This is a genomic window from Phyllobacterium sp. YR620 (assembly GCF_900104165.1).
GTDB classification, from domain to species: domain Bacteria; phylum Pseudomonadota; class Alphaproteobacteria; order Rhizobiales; family Rhizobiaceae; genus Phyllobacterium; species Phyllobacterium pellucidum.
The window spans coordinates 72,129-92,824 of the sequence record NZ_FNJP01000006.1 but is presented as its reverse complement, the minus strand read 5'-3'; the positions used below and the strand labels follow the sequence as shown (position 1 = coordinate 92,824).

Genomic DNA, 20,696 nt, shown 5'->3' with positions numbered 1-20,696 from the left:
TCTAGACGCTTTGACGACGTTAGCCAACCACGACCGTCGCTTTTCCAGGGACACGATTATAAAGATCGATGATGTCCTGGTTGATAAGGCGGACGCAGCCAGAGGACATCGACTGTCCAATGGACCACCATTCCGGCGAGCCGTGGATACGGTATCCTGTATCGACGCCATCCTTGTAGATGTAGAGTGCGCGGGCCCCCAGCGGGTTCTGCGGACCGGGCTCCATGCCGTTTTCGTATTTCGCAAGTTCGGGTTTGCGGCCGATCATTTCGCGTGGCGGCGTCCACCGCGGCCACTCCTTCTTGTATTGTATGTTGGCGCGACCGCTCCACAGGAAGCCGGCTTTGCCAATGCCGACTCCGTAGCGGATGGCGTCACCACCTGGCTGGACAAGATAAAGGTAGCGCTCCTGCAGCCGGACGACGATCGTGCCGGGTTGCTCGCCGGTCGGGTCGACGACGATCTGGCGACGGAACTGCGCCGGAATTTTCTGATAGGGAACGGCCGGAAGTGAGTAGGGCCCTTCCTGGACCGCCGCATACATGACGTCGGGTGCGGTCACGGATTTGTCGACGCTGATTTGCGGGCGGATACCGCTCGTGGGGAGCGGGTCAATATTCATTTCGGGCAGTTCAAAAGTCGTTTGAGTGCAGCCCCCTACACCCGCCAATGCGAGTGAGCCGACGCCAATCAGAATTTGGCGCCTGGAAACAGAGTGCGGTTTAATCTCGGTTGTGAATGCGTCGTTGCTCTGGGACACTGCAGTACTCGCTTACAAGCCGGTGCATATAAGCTCTGACTGTATGGAAATGTGGTTTACAAATAGTGAAGTCGATAGCGGCACTTAACGTGAGCGTCAGTTGACAGCTGTCAACGTAACGTCACCAGAGCCTGGTGTTGACAGTTGTCAACACAGTACATTCCGACATAGATCTAAGGTCGAATTTTGAATTTTGCCCGGCTGATTTAAGGTTTGCACAATCACTCGTTTTACTTAATTCCTTTTCAACATCTGGTTGTACCTTTACCGAACTTCGAATTTCAACACTCAATAAGAGTTATCAAGAATGATAGATGACACGGCCCTGCTCTTTGGTTCCGCGCCCTCCCATTCAGGCCAAATGGATGAACCAAAGCCTGCCAGCGCGGGCGCGGTCCCGGCCAAAAGTCCTTCGCAGCAATTCGCTGCCGCGGAGGACTTCATTCGCAACAACCTTCTTCAGCCCATCAATCTGTCCGATATCGCCAGCGCGGCCGGGGTGAATACCCGGTCATTGCAACGCCTGTTTCGCAAGCTGAAAGGGGTAACGCCCATAAAGGTGCTGCTGGATTGCCGTATCGAGGCGGCTCGAAAGATCATCGAGAATGGGGACGCAATGTCGGTCAGGGAACTCGCCGCCCGCTTTCACTTTGCCAACCCAGGCCGGTTCTCGAAGCTTTACCGTGAGACATTTGCCTGCACACCTTCGCAGGATATTCGCCTGTATCGCCCTGTTGATGCGGCTGAGGCGGATTGAACAAGTTAGGGCGCCACACGGCGTTCGAGCAAGATAGCACCGTGCATGGAAAACACGGGGAGCGCCGCTGGCGGGCAAAGATGCCAGCGGCGCCCTCGGGGTCACAAGGTCGGGAGGTGGACTCTGCCTTGCACAGCCTGATGGTACAGATCCACCTCCAATCAACAATCACCCCGGCGGGGGAAGTGGATAACGGGGAGATCGACAATAAACGCTTGGCGTCAGACACGATCCATCCAATTTCCAACCGACTTCCGGAATGTCTATTGCAGTCGTCGGCATGATGGGACACGGAAGGCGGGGAGGGCGTGCGAGATTCCGTTTCTCATGCCTGATGAAGGGTGCGAGGTGGCGCGCTTGGGGAACAAGCGCGGAACCTTCGGGTTTCCGCTTCGACTATCTCCTGATGATCCGGCATCCGGACGGCCTAGATTCTAATACGAAATCAGGCGGGACTGGGCAAATCGGGTCAAGGTCGAACGGAAGCTAAATACCAATAAGCTTCTATTTCATTTACATACGTCAAAAGGATCCGCGCGTAAATCAGCGACATTCCTTATCGCGTCAACCTACCAGCTGTCGCGGTATCATGCCTATGTCGTCGACGTTGAAAGGCGTGGTTTGATAGATCTCATTGATCCAATTGCCGAAAAGGAGATGGGCAGCGCTGCGCCACCTGTTCGCCGGCCTACATGACGAATCGTCATCGGGAAAGTAATTGCGAGGCAGCGGCATTGAAGGTGCGTTTGCGAGATCGCGGAAATACTCGTCGCCAAGTGAGTTCGTGTCATATTCGAGGTGGTTGAACATGTGGAGCGACCGGCATGAAGGATCATCGACCAGACCTAGCCCCGTCTCCTCCGCCTCAAGCAGCACCTTGAGGCCGCGCCCCTGTGGGATGTCGTCGCGCCGAACCTCCGTCCACCGCGACACGGGCATAAGCACATCATCAGAGAAACCGCGCAAATATGGCGAAGCGGGCGCGAGGTTGCCGTGGTTGAAGATACCAAAAGCCTTTACCGACAGGGCGTGCTTCGGGATGCCGTGAAAATGCCAAAGCGCAGCTTGGGCTGCCCAGCAGATAGTCAGGCAGTGATGGACATGCGACTGCGTCCAATCGAAAATGTGGCGGAGCTCATCCCAATATTGCACGTCTTCAAAGGCCAGATGCTCGACCGGCGCGCCGGTAATGATAAATCCGTCAAACCGCTCGGCACGGACTTGCTCCCAGGCACGGTAGAATGATGCCATGTGCGTGACCGGCGTGTTGCGCGCCACGTAATTGGTTATCCTAACGAGGGTGAGTTCGATCTGCAGCGGCGTTGCGCCGACCAGCCTTGCGATCTGCGTTTCCGTGCTGATCTTGTTGGGCATCAGATTGAGCAATCCGATCCGCAGCGGCCTTATATCCTGACGCACCGCGTCCCGTTCGCGCATGATATTGACGCCTTCGGCTTCGAGCTGGCGGCGTGCGGGCAAATCGTCGGGGATCTTTATCGGCATTATCGCGCGTTCCTGTTGGTTCGCTGGACAGACGCCGGTAGCTAAATCCGTATAATTGCCGGTTCGGCCACATCCTCCCTGACGGAAGTACCACCTTGCCCGGAGCGCAGGTTGGCGTTGGGCGTCAACCCAACTCTTGATGTCGAAGCCCCTTCTACGCAGACGATCGCAACTTCGCAAGTCTCTTCTGATACCGCATCCGGCGTTTGCGGAGGTCAAGGCCCTTGCAAGCGACCCGCCTTTGAAATGCGTAGGAACTCCAACCGGAGTGCCAATCAATCCCTGTCTGATAGCGTCGCCCCGGACTGGTAGAGCAAGACCGGGCGGATTTCATAGACGGCGGTCGGGTTGGCACGGCGCAAGTCGCGGGCAATCGCGATCGCCCCCTCAATTGCAGGGCACTCAACAACATAGAAGCCAAGCAATTGCTCCTTTGTTTCTGTAAACGGCCCGTCCGTGACGATACCGGCTCCCTTGCCGCGCAATGTGACCGCGCGCCGGGTCGGCCCAAGGCGGGCCGCCGGGCCCAGGCTCTTTTCCTTTACAAGGCGGTCGCCGATTTCCAGAAGTTCGGCCATCAACGATGCGTCCTCCTCTTTCGACCATGATTCGACAATCTCTTCCTCGTGATAGGCCAAGATGGCGTAGAACATGAACTGCGTCCCTCTTTTCAGACGATGATGACAGGAAAAATCGGCGGCGAAATCCCGATTGCTATTTCTGGCGCACGGCGGATCCGACAAGCCACACGATGAGGGATAGCAGTCCGGCTCCGACCGCTGCCCCTCCGAGAAGCTCGACAAGATATCCTGTTGCGGGAACGCTTCGCGCCCTGCCGGTATAGAGTATCCATATGGCCATCAGCAGGCATCCAAGTATAGCGCCCCACATAGCAGATCTCGTTAAACTGAGTTTCCTCATCATTTCTCCGGAAAGGCGTTAGAGGAAGCGGACGTTCACCTTGGTTATGCTGGACGATCAAACAAGGCATGCCAAATGAGTGGTACGCCAAAATAGATTATCGCGGCCGCAATGAAAACCAAAGCAAAGATAAACCAGGCTCTGACGCTGCTCTTCATATGGACTCCCCCGACGTGGTGCATGTTGCCAAGCGGCCGTCGAAATAATGCTACACCATCGCGAGACCAAATCTTTATTCGCTGGGTCCCAATTCTTGGCAATCGATCCAAAATGTATAAATGCAAATTTACCGACGCGGAACTAAATTTCAGGCAATTGGTTCGAAATGAATGACACAAAGGCTGGAAACCTGCGCCTGCTTTTGCGGGCAAGTCACCGCCGAGGCCGAGGGCGAACCGTTCTGGATCTGCTACGATCACGATGATGATTGTCGTCGCGCGATCGGATCACCGCTGACGATCTGGGTGGGTTACAAAACGGCACAATTTCGCTTTACGCATGAGCCACCAAAGACCTTCTCAAGAACGAGTGGGGTAGTGCGCAGCTTCTGCGGTACCTGTGGCACCTCAATCGGGTATGAGGATGAGGGCATAGCCGGCGAGATATATTTGACGATCGGCTTCTTCGATCATCCTGAACATTTCGCCCCCACTGCGCATACTTATTGGCAGCTGAAGCTTCCCTGGATTGCCTTCGATGATACCTTGCCAAGAATAGATCAGTACTCGCGACCGCGCGACGCGGCCTATGGCACGCCGCGTGACCGGAAGAAGTGAGAGCCTCCGGGAAGTGCGCGGGTAGGCAAGGGGGCTTTTAAGTGGCGGCTGCAAATCAGCGAATGGCTTATTCCGCGGGACAAAGCTTTTTCATGGCCTGAGGCCTGTTGTTAAGCTTGGCCGATTGCCTGCGCTTCATCATATCGAATGCGATGATGGCGCCCAATAAGACGGGGCCGCCTAGAACGATGAAATACCATAGGTATAGCGTCATCGGTTTCCTTCATTTGTGACAGGAGATTGATTTCAGTCGAAAGAATGTCTTGCCTGTAAGGCCATAGGATTGTGCCCTTTTTAGCGTGAGCAAAAGGGGCTCGAAAAAATGTGGCTAACGGCGTCTCTTTCGCGCGCTGACCGAAGCATTGATCCGCTCGCAATCACCATTGAATTTGATGATCAACTGTTCGGCATCATCCCTGTTGAGGTTAAACGCTTCCATGAGGTGATCGACAGTGTAGGTTTCTCCGATTTTGCCCGGAGGGCGGTTCTTCCATGTGGAAGTCGTCTTATCGTTGGTCATCTGTTTTCCTCGCATGTGAATGGCTGTCTCTTATGAGCGGAATGCCATCTCCGCCTTGAGCATCGCGCCTGGCGTCGGTCAGCATGGCCTCTCTCTCGCCGCGCGATCTGTGGCGCATCGATGTGATCGATTTATTTGAAATCCGAAACTGTCCGCAGGTCGGGCAGAAGAATTCAACGAAATCGCCGTCTCGGGGTAGCACTTCATGAACAGGTTCATCGGAAATAGGGCAATTATAATAGGTTTTTAGCATATATCCTCCGTTGAGCAGTATACACCCTCCATCAGCATTCACCTACGAAACCGCGCCCCTTCCAATATTACGTGTTGATGTTGAATATCCGGCTTTTTCCACCCTTCAAGACGGAAGGAAGTAAACGCTCGCGCCCAGGAACACGATCAGGATCAGGGCAAAAGCGGCAATCCGGAGATACCAGGCTCTATTATTGTTCATGCCGATCGATCATCTCATATGCTGGCGTAAAATGAAAAACAGCCACGCTCCGACAATGAGAGCCATCGCAGTCAGGAGATAGAAGATCGAGCCGCCTGAAAACATATCTGCCGCACTCGTCGTCATTAGAACCGTAAATGAATAATGGTTCAGTGAGGGAACGCGGGCCAAACCTGTCTGTTCCATGAGACGCAGGCGATAGAGACAAATGCTGCGGTATCGCCACATTTGCAAGTAATGCATCGTTCGGAAAGACGTGGCGTATGAAGATGCCGCTAGTGAGCGGCAGCGAATACGGGACTATCAACAGCAAATACGATAGTGTTGGCACCCGCGTCGGCCACCAAATGGGAGGCTTCGTACACAGCATAGACCCATAAAATGAGGATTCGAACGATGCGCAATGCAGTTACAAATTCAAACGACACGTTTTCTAAGCAACTTTCCCGGAGCCGTACCATGCTGATCGTGGTTCCGCTCATGGTGCTCGCGTCGTGTGCTTCTTCCGAAAAAAAGTGGGTCCATAGCGAGGCTCCGGCGACTCCGGCAGACAATGATATGGTGCAGTGCAAATATCAGGCCGCGAGTGCAACGGCTTCCTTGGCGTCCGATAGTTCTGCCAGACGGAAGGAAGAAGCCAATCTGATCAATAGCTGCATGCAGGCAAAGGGATACAAACAGTAATCAACAATCGGTGTGCAGCTATTGCCTGGCGCCAAGACCTGCCTTCCGGACTGACATTCATGAAATCAAACATGGCGCGGCGGTAGTGGGTCTATTGGGGTCGTCGGATGAAGGTCCAGAAGGAGTTCCAGTGCACGGGCGGCGGCAAGTACCTGTCCCTCGGCGCGGGGGCGGCCGACGATCTGTAGTCCGACCGGACGTCCATCTTTGGTGAACCCGCAAGGCAGGCTGAGCGCCGGCGCTGCTGTCAGGGAAATTGCGTAGGCTATTGCCAGCCATTCGAAATAATTCGGAAAGGCATAGCCGGCACATTCCTTCACGTATCTGTCACTGGCAGGATACGCGGCAACGATCGTGGCCGGACAAAGGAGCAGGTCATAAGTTTCGAAAAAGGCATGCATCCTTCGGTAAATCGCCGCGCGATTATTTTCCGCTCGTACGATATCTGCCATCGAATAGCTGAGCCCCGTTTCAATATTCCATACGACTTCGGGCTTCATTTTGGCTCGATGTTGTTCCAGAAGCGCGTCGTAACTTATGGCAAAGGCCATGCCGCGCAGGACGCTGAACGTGTCATGGGCCTCCGAGAGATCGGGATGCGCCTCTTCAACATGCGTGCCAATTGCCGCCAAGCTTGCAGCTGCTGCGCGACAGATCGAGGCGACCTCCGGGTCAACGGGCGTAATGCCAAGATCGGCCGAAAAGGCCACCCGCACCGGCCGCCAGCCGGAGCGCGCTGCGGCAAGGAAACTCTCGGTCCGCGGTAACGACAGAGGGTCAGCAGGGCTATCGCCGGTCATCGCATCCAGCAAAAGCGCTGTGTCTTCGACGTTACGAGCCATAGGACCGTTGACGCTCAGCAGGTCATCGATCTTGAATCGTGCACTGCGAGGAACGCGGCCCGGGCCTGGGCGTAGGCCCACTACGCCGCAGAAGCTTGCGGGATTGCGCAAGCTGCCTCCAAGGTCGGAGCCTTGCGCGACCCAGGCCATGCCAGTGGCAAGAGCAACGGCGGCCCCACCCGAGGAGCCTGCAGCGGACAGGCCGGTATTCCAGGGGTTCAATGTCGTCCCGAAGACGTCGTTGAATGTATTGCCACCAGCACCAAATTCTGGGGTGTTCGACTTGGCGTAAACAACACCGCCCTCGGCCTCCAGCCTCTCGACAAGAATGTCGGATTGTTCGGGAACATGGTCTGCAAATATTGTCGAGCCATAAGTGCTGCGAACGCCGGAAACGTCTGTCAAGTCCTTGATCGGCACAGGCAATCCCGCCAAACGACCGCGGCACCCGAGAGGCTGTTGGAGCAGGCGCCGGGCTCGATCGCGGGCGCGATCGAAACAAAGGATCGGAAGTGCGTTGACGACGTTCTCCACGGCGGCAATGCGAACCTCAAGTGCATCGAGACAGTCGAGCGGCGTTACCTCACCGCCATTTAACAGATCGACCACCTCGCAGGCAGACATGCCGGTTAGACCAATATCGCCTGCCACGACGCTATTCTCCGATTGAAAGTGTCCAAGCGAAAACACTATACCAACGTTCGGTGTGGTGTGTCGCAAAAATGGGCATGCTGGGATGTCCTGTAGCGGGTCTGGCAGCTCTGCAGCAGGTCGCTTCAATGCGGCGAAGCCCCCGAGTTGGGCATTTTTGTATGGATGTCAGGGCTGCCCTGGTGCATTACTAGTTCATCCCACTTGACTTGCTCGAGGAATTTGTTCTCTTTTTGTTCGCATGACAAGGGCAATCAAGAATCTGGGGCAGGCGGCCCGCTACGGCATGTTCGTGCGGGTTGGTTGTCGAAAATGTGATAAGGTCGCGACCTTCACAGCGACTGACCTGGCCGCTGTTCTCGGCCATGGCCGCACACTTCCAAGCCTCACCTTCCGGTGTCGGGACTGCAATTCCATAGACTGCGAGGTCATGCCCTACGAAGACGACCGCGATCGCGTCAACAAGAAGCGCGTCATCTGGCGACCGGTGAAGGAATGAAGAATGACACATAAGTTGGGAAGCCATGTAGGCCTACCCCTATTAGTTCACGAACTCGACCGGCTATTTCGTCAAACTTGTCTCAGTCGGGTAATTGGCATCCTGCCAGGCGGCGATGCCATCAGCGAATAAGAAACTCTGGCGTATCCCCAAGCCAGGGCTTTGGCCGAAGCGAAGGCCGCGTCGACGCAATATTTGGCCTGGCAAGTGAAGATGCTAGCGATCATCGGCCGCCGCTCGGCAGGTTGAAGCTCAACCAAAGTCGCCGCTAAGCCGCCATCTCAGCTTTCCTTGACCGCCGGGGGCACCTTCCAGCTTCCATTCAGAATGAAGGAGATGTGTCCTTGGGCCAATACATGCGCAGCATGAAGCGGAGGGGCGTAGATAATACGCGCACCGGCTAAGCCTCCAAGCGCGAAAAAAGAGCTGCTGCGGCGCGAAGCAGTTAGGTGTTCGAGCTTTCAAAGCATACAGTCGAACTTCGTTTTGCGAAATCAGGAGTCCCGGGTGTCCGTTTTAGAGCGCAACAATGTCAAACTATCCGGCGGCGGGGAACGGTCGATGGTGTTCGCGCACGGCTTTGGCTGCGATCAGAACATGTGGAAGTTGGTGGCGCCTGCCTTCGGAAGCACGTTCAGAACCATTCTTTTCGACCATGTCGGGGCCGGTGGCTCCGATCTTGGCGCTTACAGCTCCGCGAAATATGCTTCCCTCGAAGGATACGCCGACGACCTTATCGAGATTGGCAAGGAACTCGAACTCAAGGATGCGGTGTTCGTCGGGCATTCCGTCAGTGCGATGATCGGCGTGATTGCCTCGCTCAAGGACCCAGCGATTTTCGACAGCTTGATCCTCGTCGGCCCATCGCCCCGCTACATCGACGACGGTGAATACGTCGGCGGCTTCAGTCGTGCTCAGATCGACGAGTTGCTGGAGTCCCTCGCGGACAATCATCTTGGGTGGTCGGCGGCGATGGCCCCAGCCATTATGGGCAATCCGGACAGACCCGAACTTGGTGAAGAGCTCACCAACAGCTTCTGCAGAACCGACCCTGACATTGCAAAGGAGTTCGCGCGGGTCACTTTCACGTCGGACAATCGCGACGATCTTCAACGTGTCACAGCGCGAACATTGATACTTCAGTGCCGGGAAGACATTATCGCCTCAGAGAATGTAGGCGAATACGTGAAGCAACACATTCCTCAAAGCCAACTGGTTATGTTGAACGCTACGGGGCATTGCCCAAATCTGAGTGCGCCCGGCGAAGTCATTGCGGCCATCAAGGCGTTTGTGTGAGCCGTGCCCGAGGATCCCAATAGCACATTCGCCGAAGATCTTGCGGAGCTGTACGAGAACGCACCGTGCGGATACTTGTCGCTTCGCCCCGACGGCAGAATCTTCAAGTCCAATCTCACCTTCTCGCGTTGGATTGGAGTTTCACAGCTCGACCTTCTCGACAAGAAGTTCAGTGAACTTTTGACGCTTTCCGGACGAATGTTTTACGAAACGCATTTTTCGCCGCTGTTGCGCATGCAAGGTTTCCTTGAAGAGGTCGCTTTCGATTTTGTGACCGGCGACGGGAAGAAACTGCCGGTGCTTGCCAACGCAAAAGAGCGGCGGGATGACGATGGCAACCTGCAGTTTACCCGTGTCGTCATCTTCCCGGCTGCTCAACGCCGCCGCTATGAACGCGATTTGGTCGACAAGCGAATCGCCGCTGAAGGTGCCAAAAGCGAAGCGATCTCCGAACGGATGCTGGCGGAGGCAGGTCTGAGCGAGGAACTGGCAATAGCGGAGTTGCGCGAACAGTTCATTGCGGTTTTGGGGCATGATCTTCGCAACCCGCTCGCTTCGATGGAGGGCGGTTCGCGCATGCTCCTGCAAGAAGACCTAAGCCCAAGGGCACAGACGATCGTTACCCTGATGCAAGGCAGTGTGCAGCGCATGTCGGGCCTGATCGATAACGTGCTCGATTTTGCGCGAGGGAGGCTCGGCAGTGGCTTCGCGCTGCGGCTTGATGCGGACGAACTGCTCGACCCCGTCCTCAAGCAGATTGCAGAAGAGCTCCAATTGGGAACGCCCGGCATTTCCATTGAGACGAACTTCAACATCACCGAAAAAGTTTACTGCGACAGGGACCGTATTGGTCAGATGGTTTCAAACCTTCTCGGCAATGCGATTACCTATGGTGACGCGAGCCGGCCAATCCGGTTTTCAGCAGGCACGAAATCGGGAGTTTTGGAGATAAGCGTCGCCAATAGCGGCGTTCCAATAGCGCAAGAGGCGATGGAACGTCTTTTCCAGCCGTTTTTTCGTGGTGGCGTTCGCGCAAGTCAACAAGGCCTGGGGCTTGGACTATATATCGCATCGGAAATTGCCAAGGCGCATGGTGGCACCCTTGTCGTAACCTCTTCTTCCATCGAAACGAGGTTTACCTTTCAGATGCCGCTACGCCCGACGACAAAATGAAGTGCCGCTCTTTCGAGGGCGCAATCATTGTCAACGGTCGTCAGTCCATGCATTCATTGGCTATGCGCCCGACAAAAATCGTCAAGAACTCCGTGAATAGAGATTTGAAACTGCTGCGGCGCCTGCTGCGTGCCAAAGACCACATGGACGCGGCGCCACACGAGGATTGGCCGATATCCCGGTTGGCAAGCGTCAGCGGCGCCTCGGAAGCCTATTTCGCGCGATCGTTTCGGGACGCCTTCGGCATACCGCCGCATCGTTACCTGCTGACGCGCCGGGTCGAGCGCGCCGCAGCGCTCTTGCGGGATACTGACACACCCATCATCGAAATCGCGCTGCAGACAGGCTGGAACAGTCTTGGAACGTTTGGACGCACCTTCCGCGACGTGACCGGTGAAAGCCCAAGCGAACTAAGGCGACGAATGCAGCTTGTTCCCGGAGATCTCGAGGAGGTTCCCCATTGTTTCGTGAGCGCCGCGCAAAGGCCGCACCTCAAAATGGCAGTTTCGGAGAAGCGCCGACGAACGAAAGAGGGTAGGCACGACGGGCGAAAGGGAGATGACTCATGAAAAATGGTGTTCAAGTTGCCGGCGTCTATGTCCATGACCAGGACGAAGCGCTTCAGTTCTATGTCGAAAAGCTGGGATTTCGGGTGCACACGGATGCGCGCAATGGCGACTATCGCTGGGTGACCGTGCAGCATCCCGAGCAGCCGGACTTCCAGTTGGGCCTGTTCCGTCCGCAGGCTCCGACCGTTGATGACGCAACGGCTCAGGGCCTGACTGAAGCCGTGGCCAAGGGTGCGATGCCGCCGTTGGTTCTGGTGGTCGACGATTGCCAGGCTGCATTCGAAGCCATGCGCAAGCGCGGGGTCGAGTTCACCCAAGAACCGATCGATCGATACGGCTCCGTGGATGCAAGCTTCCGCGATCCATCAGGCAATGGCTGGAAGCTGGTCCAGGCTCGTTGAGGTTGCCATGTGCCACATTCCATCCTGGATGCTCTTTCAAGGAGGCTCTCATGATCTTGCACTACTGGATACGCCAGAGCCATCGGTGGCTCGGAATTCTGCTGACCCTCACCATTCTGGCGAATTTTGTCTCGATGACGTTCCGTCCAGCGCCGCTCGCGATCGTTTACGCTCCATTGGTGCCGCTGGCTCTGCTTGTGTTCAGCGGCTTGTATATGTTCTTCCAGCGGTAGGCGAGGTTTATCCTGGTGCAAGCGGCAGGTGTGCAGCACGATGGGGGAAAATAATGGTGCGATCGCGAAACCTTTAGCAATCGCGGCAGTTATGCATGTCAATCGTCGAAAGGAATGACAACATGCCAACTGCACCGGAACTGCGGGAAAAATTCTGGAAATCCCTGAAATCCGATATGACCATGATGTTGGGATTGGTGGGGGTTGAAGAGAGTCATACTCGTCCGATGACCGCTCAACTCGAAGGCGATCACGGTCCCATTTACTTCTTCACCTCGACCGAAAATTCGCTCGTACAAAACCTGCAGAGCGAGAGCAGAGCTGTCGCGACCTTCGCGGCGAAAGGTAACGACCTTTTTGCAGCCGTTCACGGCGGGCTCACAGTCTTCAACGATCGGGAAACCATCGACCGGCTATGGAACCGGTTCGTGGCGGCTTGGTTTGAAGGCGGCAAGGACGATCCCAAGCTGACATTATTGCGGTTTGACGCCGAGCGGGCCGAGATATGGCTCAACGAATCCAGTCTGCTCGCGGGCGTCAAAATGCTGCTAGGCGTCGATCCGAAGGAAGATTACAAAGACGATGTCGCCGAGGTCCGTTTGACCTGACCTGGCGTAAATTAAGATTGAAATTGTGGCGCATGCTCCGTTTCCTACGGAGATGCGCCACAGTTTATGGCGCTATTCGAAGAGCTCGCGATTGTCAGCTTCGATCTGTGGCAGGTCGTTAAGAATGCCGTTCAGATGCTCCCTCATGGCGTTGGCTGCAGCTTCGGCGTTTCGGGCGTCGATCGCGGCGACGATTTTCTCATGCTGCTCGATGAGGTTGTTCATAGAGGCTGGGTTACGAAGCTGCAGGTTGCAGACGCGATCCATATGCGCCTTGATGTCTGAAATCGCGTTCCAGGCGAGGCCACAGCCGGCGCCCTCTGCAATAGCGATGTGGAACTGCTCATCCTCCCGGCGAAACGCATTGTGATCGTGACCGGTCATCGCCATTCGCTGGCGCTCGAGGATGCTGTCAATCTTTCGCCGCGTCCAGGTATCGAAACTCTCGCTGGCCCGCCTGGCGACGGCGACCTCGATCGCCTCGCGCACGAAGCGGGCTTCCATCATCTGACGCGCCGAAATGCGGACCACGATGGTTCCCCGATTAGGGCGGATTTCGACCAGCTTTGATTTTCCAAGGGCAATCAGCGCCTCGCGGACCGGCTGGCGAGAGACGCCGAGACGAGACGCGATCTCCTGCTCGGACAGGCGTGACCCCGGCGCGAGATCGAGACGGATGATCGCCTCGCGCAAGTCACGTTCCACCTGCGCGGCGGTCGTTTCCCCAGTCTCGATCCTCATGGGCTCGATTTTCAATGTCTCAAGGTTCATGCTTTTCGCCGCCGCCATCTCGTTGACATTTGCATTTAGCCACCATACAGTACCATACAACTTAACGACTGTACAGGCACGGCGGTCGATACGCCGAGCCTAAATGGAGGAGCCGGGCTTTAAAATCCGGTCGGTTGATGACGGTACAATCCAATTTCATAACGCCCGACTCTAGTGACCCGCGTTTGCAGAGTAAATCCCGCTACCGGATGCTTGTCGACGGCAAGTCTGTTGATGCGGCCTCGGGCAAGACGATAGATCGGGTGAGCCCGGGCCACGCCGGCGTTGTGGTCGGCACGTGGCCGGATGCCTCTGCCGACGATGTTCGCGCAGCGATTGCGGCCGCCCGCCGGGCCTTCGACACCGGGCCATGGCCGCGCATGTCCGGCGCCGAACGATCGCGCCTGATGTTCAAGACGGCGGAGCTCATTCTAGCCCATGTGGAAGAGATCGCCCTGATGGAAAGCCTGGAGGTTGGCAAGCCGATTGCTCAGGCCCGGGGCGAGATCACCTTCTGTGCTGATCTCTGGTCCTATGCGGCCGGGCAGGCGCGGGCACTGGAAGGGCAGACCCACAATAATATCGGCGACAACCGCCTTGGCCTGGTCCTGCGGGAACCTGTCGGCGTTGTCGGCATCATCACGCCGTGGAACTTCCCCTTTATCATCGCCTCCGAGCGCGTGCCATGGGCCATTGGCGGCGGTTGCACGGTCGTATTGAAACCATCCGAATTTACGTCCGGTACATCGATCCGCATGGCGGAGCTCGCCCGCGAGGCCGGTATTCCCGACGGCGTCTTCAACGTCGTCACCGGCTACGGCGATCCTGCCGGCCAGGTCTTGGCGGAAGATCCCGGCACAGACATGGTCGCCTTCACCGGTTCGGTTCGTGTTGGAACGAAGCTGGGCGAGATCGCGGCCCGCAGCGTCAAGCGCGTTGGCCTTGAACTCGGCGGCAAGGGGCCGCAGATCGTCTTCGCCGATGCCGACCTTGAGGCGGCGGCCGACGGCATCGCCTACGGCGTTTACCACAATGCCGGCCAGTGCTGCATTTCGGGAAGCCGACTCCTGGTGCAGGAAGGTATCCGCGATGCGCTTCTTGATCGCCTGCTCGATATTTCCCGCAAGGTTACTTTCGGCGATCCCTTGAACGAGCGAACGAAGATCGGCGCCATGATCTCGGAGGCGCATGCCGCCAAGGTGCATTCCTATGTCGAGGCAGGGCAGGCTGACGGTGCCGAATTGTTGCTCGGCGGCACACGTGTCGGGGAGGGCGCGGGGCTCTATTACGCGCCAACCGTGTTTTCCGGGGTCACCGCCGATATGTCGATTGCCCGCGAGGAAATCTTCGGACCGGTTCTATCGACGCTGACGTTCAAGACAGCTGACGAGGCCGTCGCCTTGGCAAACGCATCGGAGTTCGGCCTGTCGGCAAGCGTCTGGTCCACCAATCTCGAAAACGCGCTGCAGAGCATCCGGCGCATCCGGGCCGGGCGCTGCTGGATCAACAGCGTCATCGACGGCGCGCCTGAGCTGCCGATCGGTGGCTACAAGAAAAGCGGGCTCGGGCGCGAGCTTGGCCGCTACGGTTTTGACGAGTATTCGCAGTTCAAGGGCATTCACGTGACCTTGGGCCGGCCGGATCCTTGGTTCGGGTGAGATTGCTCATCGGAAACTGAGGCAGAGGAGGAAAATCTCGGCTGGCGCGATCTTTGGTCGGAGCTCGCCAGCCGAGACATGGGTCTTTCGACCCCGATTGCACATCCAAAGGGAGGATACGCAAATGAAATTGACCAAACTGAAAACCGCAATGCTTGCGGCGTGCGCAGCTATGGCCTTCACGTCCGCCGCCGTAGCGGCCGATGTCAAGGCCACGATGATTATCTATCTTGATCCGAGTGTCCAGTTCTTTAACCCGGTCGTCAAAGGCGCACAGGATGCCGCGGCACAGTTCGGTGTCGATCTCGACGTGCAATATGCCAATAACGATCCGGTCCGCCAGAACGACCTTATTGAGAGCGCCACGGCCAGCGGGGTCGACGGCATTGCAGTTGCAATTTCCAGTTCGGATGCCTTCGATGCCAGCATCTGCGCCGCCGCCAAGGCCGGCATCATCGTCATCGGTTTCAACAATGACGATCTCGACGGGGCCAAGGGCAATTGCCGCCAAGCCTATGTCGGCATGAATGAATTCGCCTCTGGTTATGAACTTGGCAATCGCATGATCGAGCAGTTTGGCCTCAAGGATGGCGACGTGGTCTTCAATCCGCGCGAGATTCCTGAAGCGAGTTTCGCCGTCGCGCGTGGCGGCGGCATCGAAAAGGCAATGAAGGAAAAAGGCATCAAGGTGGAGACGGTTCGCTCCGGGCTTGATCCGGCCGAAGCCCAGAACATCATCGCGCAGTTCCTGATCGCCAATCCCAATGTCAAGGCGCTGTTCGGCACCGGGTCCGTAACGTCGACGGTCGGCGCAGGCGCCATCAAGGATGCCGGCGTCAAGATTCCCTTTGGCGGTTTCGATCTCGCCGTTGAAATCGTCAACGCGGTCGAATCCGGCGCAATGTTCGCGACGATGGACCAGCAGCCGTACCTGCAGGGCTACTATCCGATCGCCCAGATCGCTTTGGCGAAAAAATACGGTCTGACCCCGACCGATGTCGACACCGGCCAGGGCGCCTTCCTCGATAAGACGCGCATCAGTTCGGTCAAGCCACTGATCGGCAGCTACCGATAAGCGTCACGCCTGAAGACCTTCCGGCCAAAATCCGGAAGGTCCCCTCGATCCCTGGAACAGAGTAAAGACAGTGACCTACGCCATGACCGACGTTGCCGTGCCCAAATCCCGCACGAAAAAACAATCGCTGCTGAAGCACATCATGACCATGCCGGCCGGCGCGATTCTCCTGGTTTTCGCGGCCCTGCAGATCGCCTGCATCGCCGGCGCGCTCGCCTTTCCCGACGACTTCCGCTACCTGTCACCGCAGAACCTGACCATCCTAATGAAGGCTATTCCGGTGCTGGGTTGCCTGGCATTGGGCGCCGGCATCCTGATGATTGCTGGCGAGTTCGACCTGTCGATCGGTTCCGTCTATACCTTGACGGCGGTCCTGATGGCGAGCCTCGTCGATGGCGGCCTGAGCGCTTTTATCGCAGCACCGCTCGGCATACTGCTGGGGGTGATGATCGGACTTCTCAACGGCACGATTACGTTGCGCTTTGGCCTGCCGTCTTTCATCGTCACGCTCGGCGGCCTGCTCTTCTGGCGTGGCGCCGTGCTGCTCTATAACGGCGCCGTCCAGGTGCGTTTCGATCCGGAACCAGCCTTTTCGAGCCTCTTTGCAGGCACGCTATTCGGCATTAATGCCGCGTTCATCTGGATCATCCTGTTCGTTGTCAGCTTCTATTTACTGCTGCACCGGCACAAGTTCGGCAACCATGTCTTTGCCACCGGTGGCAATCCCGCCGCTGCAACGGCAATCGGCATAAACACTGACCGTGTCAAGTTGATCGCCTTTGCCATTGCCGGAGGCATGGCGGCGGTTGCCGGCATCATCGCCACGGCCCGCGTGGGCAGCGTCCAGCCGGGGCAGGGCGCCGGGCTCGAGCTTCAGGCGATTGCCGCGTGCGTCATCGGCGGGCTGTCGCTGCGCGGCGGTCGCGGCTCGATTATCGGCATCTTCCTCGGGGTCATGCTGATCCACACGATCACCGATGTGCTTCTGCTCCTCCGGGCCCCTGGCTTCTACCTCGACATGTTTATCGCAACGCTCATCGTGATCGCTGCCGCATTCAACCATCTCATCGAACGCCGGGGGGCCGTATGATGTTTGCGCCCCATCTTCTCGAACTGCACAATATCTCCAAGACGTTTGGCACGCTGACGGCGCTGCGGGACCTCAGCTTCCACATCGGCCCAAGCGAAGTCGTCGGGCTTCTGGGCGACAACGGCGCCGGCAAGTCGACCACCGTCAACTTGATTTCGGGGATCCACAAGCCGACCTCCGGCCACTTGAGCGTCGACGGTCGCGAGACGCTGTTCACCTGCCGGTCCGATTCCGCCGATGCCGGCATCGAAACGATCTACCAGAATACCGCGCTGGTGGATTCGCTTTCGATCACCCGCAACATCTTCATGGGGCGCGAGCGCACCAATGCCTTTGGCTTCCTGAAGCAGGCAGAGATGCGCGATATCGCCATGGAGGTGCTCGAGAAGGCTGTCCACATCTCGGGTATCGATTCTCCCGATAAGCTGGTGGGTGACCTCTCGGGTGGGCAGAAGCAGGCCGTCGCCATCGCACGCGCTGTCTTTTTCAAACGGCGGGTGCTGCTTCTCGATGAACCGACCTCGGCATTGTCGGTGCGCGAAACCGAGGCCCTGTTGGCGCAGGTGCTGAAGCTGAAAGCCGAGGGCGTGTCGAGCGTGCTGGTGACGCACAATCTCTACCATGCCTACCAGGTCTGCGATCGCTTTGTAATCATGAGCCATGGTACCAAGGTGTTCGATGTCAATAAGGCAGACACCAGCATCAGCCAACTCACCGAATATGTCGTCCTCACGTGACCCTTTCACCAAAAGCCAAGAGGCAAATGCTGTGACAATTTCCGTAAATGTGCGCCAGGTCGTTGGTCCAGAAGATGCTGCCAGGCGCGACACGAAAGGCCTGCGCGAAGGCTTCCTGATTGAAGGGCTTTTTTCGAAAGGTGAGGTCAATCTTACCTACAGCCATCTCGACCGGATGATTGTCGGGGGTGTCGTCCCGCTCGCAGAAGATCTTGTGGTCGACCAGGTAAAGGAAACCGGCACCAGCCAGTTCCTCGAGCGGCGCGAAGTCGCCATCCTCAACATTGGTGGCAAGGGCACGGTCACTGTCGGCGTCGTCGACTATCCGCTTGGCTTTCAGGATGCGCTCTATGTCGGAATGGGACAGGGAATGCTGTCGTTTCGCAGCGACGACCCGGCCAGTCCCGCCGAATTCTATCTCCTGAGCGCACCTGCACATCGTGCTTGCCCGACCGTGCTGATCACGCCGGAAATGGCCAAGAAGGTGCGCACGGGCTCGGCCCAAGAAGCGAACGCACGCACGATCAACCAGTACGTGCATCCGGATGTCTGCGAAAGCTGCCAACTCCTGGTAGGCCTCACGGCATTCGAGCCGGGTTCCGTCTGGAACACCATGCCCGCGCATGTGCATGACCGGCGCATGGAGGTCTATCTCTATTTCGGCATGGAAGAGTCGACCCGCATCTTCCATTTCATGGGAGAACCGCATGAAACGCGGCATCTGGTGCTGAAAAACCATGATGCCGTGCTGTCGCCGGGGTGGTCCATCCACTCCGGCGCAGGTACCGGTCGATACTCCTTCATCTGGGCGATGGCTGGCGATAACATGAGCTTCACCGACATGGACAAGATACCGATGGAAAGTCTGAGATGAATCCGTTCGATCTTTCTGGCAGATGCGCCATCGTCACGGGGGCCAACACGGGCATCGGCCAAGCCATTGCCGTCGGTCTCGCTGGTGCCGGCGCCGACATTATCGGCGTTGGCCGCTCGCCGATGCAAGAAACGGCGTCCCTCGTCACGGCCGGTGGCCGGGCGTTTCATCCGCTTCTGGCAGACCTTTCCAAGATGGATGAGGTGCGCGCCGTCATCGGGCGGGCTGCCGCCGTTCGTAAGCGCCCGGACATTCTCGTCAACAATGCCGGGATCATCCGCCGGGCTGATACGATCGATTTTACCGAGGAAGACTGGGATGCCGTCATGGACACCAACCTGAAGTCGGCATTCTTTCTCTGCCAGTCGTTTGCCAGGATGGCGATGGCTGAGAAGTTACCGGCCAAGATCATCAACATTGCCTCGCTCCTGTCGTTCCAGGGTGGCATTCGTGTTGCATCCTACACGGCAGCAAAGAGCGGCCTTGCAGGCCTGACGCGGCTGATGGCCAATGAGTGGGCGGCGCATGGCATCAACGTCAATGCAATTGCTCCCGGCTATGTCGAGACCAACAACACGACTGCGCTGCGGGCGGATGCCACACGCAATGCCGATATCCTGAAACGCATTCCGGCCGGACGCTGGGCTCGGGCGGATGATATGGCCGGAGCGGCCGTCTTTCTCGCATCCCGCGCATCCGACTATGTGCATGGCGCGATCCTACCCGTCGATGGCGGATGGCTGGCGCGATAAATGGAGGTATCATTGTCCGATCACTACACATTGCCTAACGGCCTGGTCTGGACGGAAACCTCGCCGGGCAATCGTCGCGCCGTTCTTTCGCATCGTCCCGAAATGATGCTCGTCGCCTTCAGCTTCGACAAAGGCGCGATCGGCGCGCTCCATTCCCATCCGCATACGCAGGTGAGTTATGTGGCCGAGGGTGCCTTCGAGGTGACCGTCGACGGCGTGACCACGGCACTGCCTGCCGGCAGCAGTTTCATCGTTGCCCCCAATCTCGTCCACGGCGTCGTTGCGCTCGAGGATGGATTGCTGATCGATACGTTCACGCCGCGGCGTGACGATTTTCTGTAGCGCGTCCCGCCGTGCCAGACGGCCGGTTCAAACCTGCCTTATATGAACAATGATAACGCGCTTCAGATCTTCAATGTCCTTCGCTTCGAGAGCGTCGATCATCTGGTGATGCTCGCGTGACGACTGTTCGATCCGCGCGCGTGTTTTCCATTGTGACACCGGCGCTGACGACGTCCTTTGGCGGATCTCGGTAACGAGGTTCACCAGTTCACTGTTGCCGCACAGCGCCAGCAGTTCGCGGTGAAAGGTAAGGTTGGCCTCGTAGAGCTCGATCATCGTTCCGTTCATGATGAGATCGTCAAAACGGTGTGCGAGGTCGCGAAGTTTTTTCGTCGTCAACTCCGAGGCATTTGCAACGATCTTGTCCGCCACAGCCGTTTCAAGGATGACGCGAATGTCGCTTACTTCATTCGCCTGCTTACCATCCGGTTCGAATACGTGATAACCGCGGTTCGGGACGTGCTCGACAAGCCGCTTCTGCACCAGACGATCGAGTGCACGCCGTACTTCCGGCCTGGTGCTCTGATAGCGCTGCTCGAGGTCGATCTGCTTCAGCCAGACACCCGGCGCCAAAACACCGGCGAGAATGTCGTGCAGGATAGAGTCGGTAACATCGACGGATTTGAGTTGTGATTTTCGCTTGGCTCTTGCTTCACTCATTCGTCTCTCCAAATTCCATCGAATGCGAGCCTCTTAGAGTTAGCGGCCCACCCGCGAGATGTACGCCAGACAAATAATTTTACACAGAGG

The 20,696-nt window shown here is 57.2% G+C and carries 23 protein-coding genes and 1 riboswitch; of the genes, 15 read left to right on the top strand and 8 right to left on the bottom strand.

Annotated elements, in window-relative coordinates:
• Positions 1-19: 19 nt before the first annotated feature.
• A complete protein-coding gene (locus tag BLR72_RS18745; RefSeq protein ID WP_175492412.1) occupies positions 20-727 on the bottom strand; it encodes a L,D-transpeptidase in 708 nt (235 codons plus the stop codon).
• 340 nt (positions 728-1,067) lie between these two features.
• Here BLR72_RS18745 and BLR72_RS18740 point away from each other — a divergent pair, with 340 nt between their 5' ends.
• Entirely contained in the window at positions 1,068-1,517 is a 450-nt protein-coding gene (locus tag BLR72_RS18740; RefSeq protein WP_091950992.1) for a helix-turn-helix transcriptional regulator, read from the top strand.
• 564 nt (positions 1,518-2,081) lie between these two features.
• Here BLR72_RS18740 and metA read toward each other — a convergent pair.
• From metA to BLR72_RS22560, 3 genes are all read right to left on the bottom strand, one after another.
• Positions 2,082-3,020, bottom strand: a complete 939-nt coding sequence (gene metA, locus BLR72_RS18730) for a homoserine O-succinyltransferase (protein ID WP_091950988.1) — start codon at positions 3,018-3,020, stop codon at positions 2,082-2,084.
• A 41-nt stretch (positions 3,021-3,061) separates the two neighbouring features.
• A riboswitch (SAM-I-IV-variant riboswitch) is annotated at positions 3,062-3,168 on the bottom strand.
• A gap of 127 nt (positions 3,169-3,295) precedes the next feature.
• On the bottom strand, positions 3,296-3,673 hold the full coding sequence (locus BLR72_RS18725; protein WP_027232148.1) for a YciI family protein: 378 nt from the start codon (positions 3,671-3,673) through the stop codon (positions 3,296-3,298).
• A gap of 61 nt (positions 3,674-3,734) precedes the next feature.
• On the bottom strand, positions 3,735-3,881 hold the full coding sequence (locus BLR72_RS22560) for a hypothetical protein (protein ID WP_155810897.1): 147 nt from the start codon (positions 3,879-3,881) through the stop codon (positions 3,735-3,737).
• A gap of 389 nt (positions 3,882-4,270) precedes the next feature.
• On the opposite strand from BLR72_RS22560, the gene BLR72_RS18720 reads away from it, so the two are divergent.
• A complete protein-coding gene (locus BLR72_RS18720) occupies positions 4,271-4,717 on the top strand; it encodes a GFA family protein (RefSeq protein WP_091950986.1) in 447 nt (148 codons plus the stop codon).
• A gap of 328 nt (positions 4,718-5,045) precedes the next feature.
• Here the strand turns inward: BLR72_RS18720 and BLR72_RS18715 are convergent, their stop codons facing one another.
• Both BLR72_RS18715 and BLR72_RS18705 read right to left on the bottom strand, forming a co-directional pair.
• The gene (locus BLR72_RS18715; RefSeq protein WP_091950984.1) at positions 5,046-5,237 is read right to left on the bottom strand and encodes a hypothetical protein; all 192 of its coding nucleotides are present in this window, start codon (positions 5,235-5,237) and stop codon (positions 5,046-5,048) included.
• Positions 5,238-6,440: 1,203 nt separating this feature from the next.
• Positions 6,441-7,841: an amidase gene (locus BLR72_RS18705; protein ID WP_091951294.1), complete on the bottom strand. Its 1,401-nt coding sequence runs from the start codon at positions 7,839-7,841 to the stop codon at positions 6,441-6,443.
• 1,033 nt (positions 7,842-8,874) lie between these two features.
• On the opposite strand from BLR72_RS18705, the gene BLR72_RS18695 reads away from it, so the two are divergent.
• The 6 genes from BLR72_RS18695 to BLR72_RS18670 all read left to right on the top strand — a co-directional run bounded on the left by BLR72_RS18695 (position 8,875) and on the right by BLR72_RS18670 (position 12,647).
• Positions 8,875-9,663 carry an alpha/beta fold hydrolase gene (locus BLR72_RS18695; protein WP_091950978.1) on the top strand — a complete coding sequence of 263 codons (789 nt, stop codon included), beginning with the start codon at positions 8,875-8,877 and terminating at the stop codon, positions 9,661-9,663.
• Positions 9,664-9,666: 3 nt separating this feature from the next.
• A complete protein-coding gene (locus BLR72_RS18690) occupies positions 9,667-10,836 on the top strand; it encodes a PAS domain-containing sensor histidine kinase (RefSeq protein WP_091950977.1) in 1,170 nt (389 codons plus the stop codon).
• A 104-nt stretch (positions 10,837-10,940) separates the two neighbouring features.
• Positions 10,941-11,405: a helix-turn-helix transcriptional regulator gene (locus tag BLR72_RS18685; RefSeq protein ID WP_244506756.1), complete on the top strand. Its 465-nt coding sequence runs from the start codon at positions 10,941-10,943 to the stop codon at positions 11,403-11,405.
• A complete protein-coding gene (locus tag BLR72_RS18680; protein ID WP_091950975.1) occupies positions 11,402-11,806 on the top strand; it encodes a VOC family protein in 405 nt (134 codons plus the stop codon). The genes BLR72_RS18685 and BLR72_RS18680 overlap by 4 nt, the downstream gene beginning before the upstream one ends.
• 50 nt (positions 11,807-11,856) lie before the next feature.
• Complete coding sequence (locus BLR72_RS18675; RefSeq protein ID WP_091950974.1) at positions 11,857-12,039, top strand: hypothetical protein; 183 nt, start codon at positions 11,857-11,859, stop codon at positions 12,037-12,039.
• A 95-nt stretch (positions 12,040-12,134) separates the two neighbouring features.
• Entirely contained in the window at positions 12,135-12,647 is a 513-nt protein-coding gene (locus tag BLR72_RS18670; RefSeq protein WP_244506755.1) for a pyridoxamine 5'-phosphate oxidase family protein, read from the top strand.
• Between the two features lie 72 nt (positions 12,648-12,719).
• Here the strand turns inward: BLR72_RS18670 and BLR72_RS18665 are convergent, their stop codons facing one another.
• Positions 12,720-13,436, bottom strand: coding sequence for a GntR family transcriptional regulator (locus tag BLR72_RS18665; RefSeq protein ID WP_027232134.1), 717 nt, complete (start codon positions 13,434-13,436; stop codon positions 12,720-12,722).
• Positions 13,437-13,555: 119 nt separating this feature from the next.
• Between BLR72_RS18665 and BLR72_RS18660 the strand changes: the two genes are divergently transcribed.
• The 7 genes from BLR72_RS18660 to BLR72_RS18630 all read left to right on the top strand — a co-directional run bounded on the left by BLR72_RS18660 (position 13,556) and on the right by BLR72_RS18630 (position 19,946).
• Positions 13,556-15,076: an aldehyde dehydrogenase family protein gene (locus BLR72_RS18660; protein WP_091950972.1), complete on the top strand. Its 1,521-nt coding sequence runs from the start codon at positions 13,556-13,558 to the stop codon at positions 15,074-15,076.
• Between the two features lie 124 nt (positions 15,077-15,200).
• The gene (locus tag BLR72_RS18655; protein ID WP_091950970.1) at positions 15,201-16,151 is read left to right on the top strand and encodes a sugar ABC transporter substrate-binding protein; all 951 of its coding nucleotides are present in this window, start codon (positions 15,201-15,203) and stop codon (positions 16,149-16,151) included.
• A 70-nt stretch (positions 16,152-16,221) separates the two neighbouring features.
• Positions 16,222-17,241, top strand: a complete 1,020-nt coding sequence (locus tag BLR72_RS18650; RefSeq protein ID WP_175492406.1) for an ABC transporter permease — start codon at positions 16,222-16,224, stop codon at positions 17,239-17,241.
• A complete protein-coding gene (locus BLR72_RS18645; RefSeq protein ID WP_027232130.1) occupies positions 17,241-17,978 on the top strand; it encodes an ATP-binding cassette domain-containing protein in 738 nt (245 codons plus the stop codon). Before BLR72_RS18650 ends, BLR72_RS18645 begins: the two co-directional genes overlap by 1 nt.
• A 31-nt stretch (positions 17,979-18,009) precedes the next feature.
• Complete coding sequence (gene kduI, locus BLR72_RS18640; RefSeq protein ID WP_091950968.1) at positions 18,010-18,852, top strand: 5-dehydro-4-deoxy-D-glucuronate isomerase; 843 nt, start codon at positions 18,010-18,012, stop codon at positions 18,850-18,852.
• The gene (gene kduD / locus BLR72_RS18635) at positions 18,849-19,604 is read left to right on the top strand and encodes a 2-dehydro-3-deoxy-D-gluconate 5-dehydrogenase KduD (RefSeq protein ID WP_091950967.1); all 756 of its coding nucleotides are present in this window, start codon (positions 18,849-18,851) and stop codon (positions 19,602-19,604) included. Before kduI ends, kduD begins: the two co-directional genes overlap by 4 nt.
• A 12-nt stretch (positions 19,605-19,616) precedes the next feature.
• Positions 19,617-19,946 (top strand): cupin domain-containing protein, encoded by a 330-nt coding sequence (locus tag BLR72_RS18630; RefSeq protein WP_244506754.1) that lies wholly within the window; start codon positions 19,617-19,619, stop codon positions 19,944-19,946.
• A 27-nt stretch (positions 19,947-19,973) separates the two neighbouring features.
• Here BLR72_RS18630 and BLR72_RS18625 read toward each other — a convergent pair whose 3' ends face one another.
• Positions 19,974-20,606, bottom strand: coding sequence for a GntR family transcriptional regulator (locus BLR72_RS18625; protein ID WP_091923248.1), 633 nt, complete (start codon positions 20,604-20,606; stop codon positions 19,974-19,976).
• Between the last annotated feature and the right edge of the window lie 90 nt (positions 20,607-20,696).